Origin of the sequence: Methylobacterium sp. WL103, assembly GCF_008039885.1 — a bacterium.
Lineage (GTDB): Bacteria > Pseudomonadota > Alphaproteobacteria > Rhizobiales > Beijerinckiaceae > Methylobacterium > Methylobacterium cerastii.
On record NZ_VRUX01000196.1, the window covers coordinates 1 to 7,099 of the forward strand.

At 69.3% G+C, this 7,099-nt stretch carries 9 protein-coding genes; 7 read left to right on the plus strand and 2 right to left on the minus strand.

Annotated elements, in window-relative coordinates; translation table 11 throughout:
• Both FV222_RS13320 and FV222_RS13325 read left to right on the plus strand, forming a co-directional pair.
• Window positions 1-310 (plus strand): YeeE/YedE family protein (locus tag FV222_RS13320; RefSeq protein ID WP_147814620.1); only part of this gene is annotated, 310 nt, incomplete at its 5' end.
• Window positions 304-774 (plus strand): YeeE/YedE family protein, encoded by a 471-nt coding sequence (locus tag FV222_RS13325; protein WP_246685449.1) that lies wholly within the window; start codon window positions 304-306, stop codon window positions 772-774. The genes FV222_RS13320 and FV222_RS13325, both read left to right, overlap by 7 nt.
• Before the next feature lie 43 nt (window positions 775-817).
• Here FV222_RS13325 and FV222_RS13330 read toward each other — a convergent pair whose 3' ends face one another.
• On the minus strand, window positions 818-1,822 hold the full coding sequence (locus tag FV222_RS13330) for an inorganic phosphate transporter (protein ID WP_147750684.1): 1,005 nt from the start codon (window positions 1,820-1,822) through the stop codon (window positions 818-820).
• Between the two features lie 5 nt (window positions 1,823-1,827).
• Entirely contained in the window at window positions 1,828-2,484 is a 657-nt protein-coding gene (locus FV222_RS13335) for a DUF47 domain-containing protein (protein ID WP_147750649.1), read from the minus strand.
• Between the two features lie 367 nt (window positions 2,485-2,851).
• On the opposite strand from FV222_RS13335, the gene FV222_RS13340 reads away from it, so the two are divergent.
• From FV222_RS13340 to FV222_RS13360, 5 genes are all read left to right on the plus strand, one after another.
• Window positions 2,852-3,652 (plus strand): MetQ/NlpA family ABC transporter substrate-binding protein, encoded by an 801-nt coding sequence (locus FV222_RS13340; RefSeq protein WP_246685450.1) that lies wholly within the window; start codon window positions 2,852-2,854, stop codon window positions 3,650-3,652.
• Between the two features lie 86 nt (window positions 3,653-3,738).
• A complete protein-coding gene (locus tag FV222_RS13345; RefSeq protein WP_147763919.1) occupies window positions 3,739-4,539 on the plus strand; it encodes a MetQ/NlpA family ABC transporter substrate-binding protein in 801 nt (266 codons plus the stop codon).
• Between the two features lie 56 nt (window positions 4,540-4,595).
• Entirely contained in the window at window positions 4,596-5,675 is a 1,080-nt protein-coding gene (locus FV222_RS13350; RefSeq protein WP_246685451.1) for an ATP-binding cassette domain-containing protein, read from the plus strand.
• Window positions 5,656-6,309: a methionine ABC transporter permease gene (locus FV222_RS13355; RefSeq protein WP_147763921.1), complete on the plus strand. Its 654-nt coding sequence runs from the start codon at window positions 5,656-5,658 to the stop codon at window positions 6,307-6,309. The genes FV222_RS13350 and FV222_RS13355 overlap by 20 nt, the downstream gene beginning before the upstream one ends.
• Window positions 6,306-7,099 (plus strand): NtaA/DmoA family FMN-dependent monooxygenase (locus tag FV222_RS13360; protein ID WP_147814622.1); only part of this gene is annotated, 794 nt, incomplete at its 3' end. The genes FV222_RS13355 and FV222_RS13360, both read left to right, overlap by 4 nt.

Sequence of the window (7,099 nt, forward strand, 5' to 3'; positions counted from 1 at the left end):
GGGCGAGCGCCGGCGCGTGGACGCCGCCTTCGTCGCCGGGCTGCTCTTCGGGCCACCCGCCTTCGCGTGGCTCGCCGGGGCCTGGCCGGAGATGCGGATCGTCGCCTCCCTGCCGGTTCTCGTCGTCGCGGGCCTCCTCGTCGGGTTCGGCACCCGGCTCGGCTCGGGCTGCACCAGCGGCCACGGCGTCGCCGGGTTGGCGCGGCTGTCGCCGCGCTCGCTCGTCGCCGTGCTCACCTTCCTGGCGGCCGGCATGGCGACGGTGGCGCTGATGCGCACTTTGATGCCGACCTCGGGCGTGTCGTGGTGATCGGCCTCTGGCGCATCCTCGCGGGGCTCGCCGCGGGCCTGATCTTCGGTCTCGGCCTGTCGCTCTCCGGCATGCTCGATCCGGTGCGGGTCCGCGGCTTCCTCGACGTGACCGGACCTTGGGATCCGAGCCTGATGTTCGTGCTCGGCGGCGCCGTCACGGTCTCGGCGCTCGGCTACCTGCTATCCCGCCGCCTGCCGCGGCCGGTCCTCGACGAACGCTTCCAAATTCCGACGAACCGCCGGATCGATCCGGCCCTCGTCGGCGGGTCCGCCCTGTTCGGGATCGGCTGGGGGCTGTCCGGTTTCTGTCCCGGCCCGGCCGTCGCGGCGCTGTCGATCGGCGGCCTGCCGGTCGTCGTGTTCGTGCTCGCGATGCTGGCCGGCATGGCCGGTCACGCCTGGACGACGCGAACGGACGCGGTGATGCCGGAGCCGCTTTCGTCGTCGAAAGCGTTCCGGTGAACCGTTCGACCGCGGATGAGCACCGTCCGTTCGGCTTCTCAGCTCAAAAAAGCCGGGTCAGCGCGTAGCAGGCCGCCGAGATGCCGGCTGCAGCCGGCAGGGTGACGACCCAAGCGACGACGATGTTGCCGGCAAGTCCCCATCGCACAGCCGAGGTCCGCCGCGCCGCGCCGACCCCTATGATCGCGCCCGTGATCGTGTGCGTCGTCGAGACCGGCACGCCGAGCCACGTCGCCAGGAACAGCGTGATGGCCCCTCCGGTCTCGGCGCAGAAGCCCTGCGTCGGGTTCAGCCGGGTGATCCGCGATCCCATCGTGTGCACGATCCGCCAGCCGCCCGACAGCGTGCCCAGCGCCATCGCGGATTGACATGCGAGCACCACCCAGAGCGGCACGTGGAAGTCGCCCGTCAGCCGGCCCTGCGAGTAGAGCAGCACCGCGATGATGCCCATGGTCTTCTGCGCATCGTTGCCGCCGTGCCCGAGCGAGTAGAGCGAGGCGGAGGCGAACTGCAGCACGCGAAAGGTCTTGTCCACGCCGAACGGCGTCGCCCGCACGCAGCTCCAGGACACGACGAGCACGAGCACGAGCGCCAGGACGAAGCCGATGAGCGGCGACAGCACGATGGCCGCGACCGTCTTGCCCAGGCCCGACCAGACCACGACGCCGAGCCCCGCCTTGCTGACGCCCGCCCCGACGAGGCCGCCGACGAGCGCGTGCGAGCTGCTCGACGGGATGCCGAACACCCAGGTGACGACGTTCCACACGATGGCGCCGACGAGGGCGCTGAGGATCACCTGCGGGTCGACGATCCCGGCGTCGACGATGCCGGTCCCCAGCGTCTCGGCCACGTGCAGGCCGAAGAACAGGAACGCGATGAAGTTGAAGAACGCCGCCCAGAGCACCGCATATTGCGGCCGCAGGACCCGCGTCGAGACGATGGTGGCGATGGAGTTGGCCGCATCGTGCAGCCCGTTGAGGAAGTCGAAGACCAGCGCCACCGCGATCAGGGCGACGAGGTAGGGGAGGGCGAGGGTGGTGACCTCCATGGCGGTCACACGTTCTCGATCACGATGCCGCTGATCTCGTTGGCGACGTCCTCGAAGCGGTCGACCACGTCCTCCAGGTGCCCGTAGATCTCCGCGCCGATCATGTAGGCCATCGCGTCGCCGTCCCCGCCGTCGCGGCGATGCGCCTGATAGAGCGCCTTCAGGCCCTGCTCCTCCAACGCATCCGAATGACCCTCGATCTGGGTGATCGCCTCGGTGAGCTGGTTGATGCGCCCGGCATGGCTTCCCACCGCGTTGAGTAGCGGCACGGCTTCGGCCGTGAGGCGGGCCGCCTCGATCACCGTCTCGCCCATGGCGCGCATCAGGGGGGTGAAGTCGCGCAACTCGTAGAGTTGGACCGCCTTCACGGTCTTGTTCATCTGGTCGATGGCGTCGTCCATCGACTGGATCAGGTCCTTGATGTCGCCGCGATCGAACGGGGTGATGAAGCTGCGGCGCACCGCCAGCAGGACCTCGGCGGCGATGGCGTCCGCCTCCTGCTCCCGGTCGACGATCACCTGGCAGTAACGCGGAACCTCCGCACCGCCCTGCAGCACGCCCTGGAGGGCTTCCGCGCCGGCGACCAAGGTCTGGGAATGGCGCGCGAAAAGATCGAAGAAGCGGTCTTCCCGCGGCATCAGGGCGCGAAACCAGCCAAGCATCGAACGACCCCTCGGGTGACCGTGACGCTCGGCCGAACTGCCGTTGGCTGCGTGCGTGGCAGCAAAACCCGAGACCAAGCTGAGGCGTTCCAAGGCGCGTCGGAAAGTCGGCTAACTTCTGGGTCGGCCCTCCCATCGTCGCGGGCACGCCGGAGGCGATCGCGGCCGGCGCGACGATGCCGCCTCGGCGTGAATCCCGTCGCGACAACAGGCCAGGAGAACATCGCTATCCTCGCACCGCGAAACACGGTGACGATCCCCTTCGAACGGGCCGAAATTCGGCAATCGCTGCTCTTGATGCGGAACCTTGGTTTCGAGATACCAAGACCAGTCTTCGTCACCGAAATTCAATCGAAAAGCGTGCGCCGTGCCTGCATCGACCCGTCGCGTCTTCCTGTCCGGCGCCCTCGCCCTGAGCATCGGACCGGCCCGCGCCGCCTCGGCGCCCCTGCGGGTCGTGGCCTCCTCGCTGCCGCATGCGGAGATCCTCGAGTTCGTCGTCGACAAGCTCGCCCCCGACCTGCCGCTGAAAGTCATCGAGATCTCGGGCGATCTGCGCCCGAACGCCCTGCTGCGTGACGGCGACGCCGACGCCAACTTCTTCCAGCACGTCCCCTTCCTACGCTCTGAGGAAGCCGCCATGGGGATGCGCTTCGCCGTCGTCGCGGCGGTGCATGTCGAGCCCCTGGGCTTGTACAGCCGCCGTGCCAAGGCGCTCGCGGACCTGCCGGCCGGCGGCGCCGTCGCCCTGTCGAACAACGTCTCCAACACCAGCCGCGGGCTGTCGCTGCTTCAGGCCAACGGCCTGATCCGCCTGCGGGCGAAGGCGGCGGACGTGAACGCCACCGTGGACGACATCGTCGAGAACCCGAAGAACTTCCGCTTCGTCGAGATCGCCCCGCCGCAACTGCCGCGCTCCCTCGACGACGTGGCGCTCGCGGTCATCAACGGCAACTACGCGCTCGAAGCGGGGCTGGAGCCTGCGCGGGATGCGCTGGCGCTCGAACGTGCCGAGGGCAATCCGTATGCGAACGTCCTCGTCACCACCGAGGGCCTGGCGAAGGATCCCCGGGTGCTGCGCCTCGGAACCCTGCTGACCTCGGCCGAGGTCGCGGATTTCATCGGCAAACGCTACCGCGGCTCGGTCGTCCCCGTCCGCCCGTCCTGACCGGCGCGGACGCGGCCATCACCCGCCCTTCGACAGCCCCATCCTGCCCTGTCCTCGCCGAAACGGGCGAGCGGAGTCCACGACCGATGCGCTTCCTGAAGACCCTCGCCATCGCCCTCCTGTCTGTCGGCACGATGGCCGCCCAGGCCGAGACCCTGAAGGTCGGCACGGTGCCGGGCGCCTACAGCGATGCCGTCACCGCCGCCGCCAATGAGGCCAAGGCGCAGGGCATCGACGTGAAGGTGATCGAGTTCAGCGACTGGACGACGCCCAACGTCGCCCTCGATGCCGGCGACATCGACCTGAACTTCTTCCAGCATCGCCCCTTCCTGGAGAACGCGTCGAAGCAGAAGGGCTACCGGTTCGACATCGTCGGGCTCGGCATCTTGCAGAACATCGGCTTGTTCTCGCTCAAGCATAAGAGCCTCGACCAGGTCCCGGCGGGGGGCAAGGTCGCCATCGCCAACGATCCGGTGAACCAGGGCCGAGGCCTGCTGCTGCTGCAGAAGGCCGGCCTCATCAAGCTCAAGGACGACGTCGGCTTCCTCGGCACCGTCGACGACGTCGTCGAGAACCCGAAGAAGCTGAAATTCACCGAAGTCGAGGGGCCGCAGCTGGTGCGGATCACCGGCGACGTCGACCTCGCCCAGGGCTACCCGCATTTCATCGTCGCCGCCGGCGCCTTCGATCCGACGAGCGGGCTGATCTATTCCGGCATCGAGGACAAGCTGTTTGCCGTGAGCTTCGTCACCAAGGCCGCCCGCAAGGACGACCCGACGATCCGGAAATTCGTCCAGATCTTCCAGAACTCCGAGGCCGTGAAGCAGCAGATCAAGACATCCTTCGCCGGCAGCGACAAGCTGTACCTGCTCGCGTGGCAGAATTGACAATGGTGAGCTTGGCCTTGGACAGCCTCGGGGCGACGGATTCGGCGAGGCCGAACCTGCTCGCGGCGGACGCGATCTCTGCCGTCCGGGACTCGGCGGCCCGGCGCGGCGCCGGCACCGTTCGGTTCGAGAACGTTTCGAAGACGTACCGCTCCGCGGGCGGCGAGGTCCGCGCGCTGGACGACGTCAGCCTCGACGTTCCGTCCGGGGCGATCTTCGGCATCATCGGCCGCTCGGGCGCCGGCAAGTCGACCCTGCTCCGAACCGTCAACCGGCTGGAGGAGCCGACCTCGGGCCGGGTGCTGGTCGACGGCGAGCCGATCGAGGCCCTGCGTACGGCTGGCCTCGTGGCCCTGCGCCGCCGCATCGGCATGATCTTCCAGCACTTCAACCTGCTGTCCGCCAAGACCGTCCGGCAGAACGTGGCCCTGCCGCTCAAGGTGGCCGGGATCAGGCCGGCGGAGATCGCGCGCCGGGTGGACGAGGTGCTGCGCCTCGTCGGCCTGGAGGGCAAGGCCGACACCTATCCGTCGCGCCTCTCGGGCGGGCAGAAGCAGCGGGTCGGCGTCGCCCGCGCCCTGGTCAGCGACCCCGAAATCCTGCTCTGCGACGAGGCGACCTCGGCGCTGGACCCGGAGACCACCCTGTCGATCCTCGGCCTGCTGAGGGACATCAACCGGCGGCTCGGCCTGACCATCATCCTCATCACGCACGAGATGAGCGTGATCCGTGAGGTCTGCACCGACGTCGTGGTGCTGGAAGCCGGGCGGGTCGCCGAATCCGGGCCGGTCTGGCGGGTGTTCGGCGCGCCCGAGCACCCGGCGACGCGGGCGCTGCTCGCGCCGCTTACCCGCGACGTGCCCGACGAGCTGGCGCAGCGGCTCCTGCCGCATCCCGTGCCGGGCGCGCAGGCCGTGCTGCGGATCACCTATTCCGGACGGTCCGCGCCCGACCTGTCGGCCCTCGTCGCGGCGACGGGCGGCACGGTCCGGCTCCTGCAGGCGGGCGTCGAGTGCATCCAGGGGCACGCCGTCGGCCGCATGCTCATCGCCGCCGAGGGCACGGAGGCGGAGGCCCGACTGAGGGCCATCGGGGAAACCGTGGAGGGGATCGGCTATGTCGCCGCAGATGATTGACCGCCTCTGGCAGGCGGCGTTCGACACGATCTTCATGGTGGGCGTGTCGGCAGGGATCGCGGTGCTGGCGGGCATCCCGCTCGCGCTGTTCCTCGTCACCTCCGGGCCTAACGGCATCTTTCCGGCCCCGCGGGCGAACCGCCTCGTCGGCGTTGTCGTCAACGGTTTTCGCGCCGTGCCCTTCATCGTGCTGCTGGTCGCGCTGATCCCGTTCACCCGGCTCGTCGTCGGGACCACGATCGGCGTCTGGGCCGCCATCGTTCCGCTGGCGGTGAGCGCGACGCCGTTCTTCGCGCGGATCGCCGAGGTCTCGCTGCGAGAGGTCGATCCGGGACTGGTCGAGGCGGCCCAATCCATCGGCTGCCGACGCCGCAACATCCTGCTCCACGTGCTGCTGCCCGAGGCCCTGCCGGGGATCGTCGGCGGCTTCACCATCACCATCGTCTCGATGATCGGCGCCTCGGCCGTAGCCGGCGCGGTCGGCGCGGGCGGGCTCGGCGACGTGGCGATCCGCTACGGCTACCAGCGCTTCGACACGACCGTGATGTCGGTGGTGATCGCGATCCTGATCGTCCTCGTCTGCCTCGTGCAGTTCACGGGCGACAGCGTGGTGCGGAGGCTTCGGGCGCGATGACAGGCGCCGCCAAGCAGATCCGGCTCAACGCGTTCAACATGAACTGCGTCGGCCACATCAACCACGGCCTGTGGACCCATCCGCGCGACCGCTCGGCCGAGTACAACACCCTGCGCTACTGGACGGACCAGGCGAAGCTTCTGGAGCGCGGCCTTTTCGACGGGATGTTCATCGCCGACATCCTCGGCGTCTACGACATCTACGGCGGCGGCATCGACGTGACGGCGCGGGAGGCCGTGCAGCTGCCGGTGAACGACCCGACGCTGATCGTTCCGGCCATGGCGGCGGTGACGGAGCACCTGGGCTTCGGCATCACGCTCAACGTCTTCGCCGAGGCGCCCTACACCTTCGCCCGGCGCCTCTCGACGCTGGACCACCTCACCGGCGGGCGGGTCGGCTGGAACGTCGTCACCGGCTACCTCGAGAGCGCCCACCGCGGCCGCGGCGAGGCGCTTCCGGCCCACGACCGGCGCTACGATTACGCCGACGAGTACCTGGAGGTGCTCTACAAGCTCTGGGAGGGAAGCTGGGACGACGCGGCGGTGCGCCGGGACCGCGAGGGCCGCGTGTTCAGCGATCCGGCGCTGATCCGGCCGGTTTCCCATCGCGGCGAGTTCCTGTCGGTCGACGGCTACCACCTATGCGAGCCCTCGCCGCAGCGGACGCCCGTCCTCTACCAGGCCGGCGCCTCCGGCCGCGGCCGCGCCTTCGCGGGACGGCACGCCGAGTGCGTCTTCATCTCGGCGCGGGACAAGGCCTCGGCCCGGGAGGCCGTCCGCGCGATCCGCGC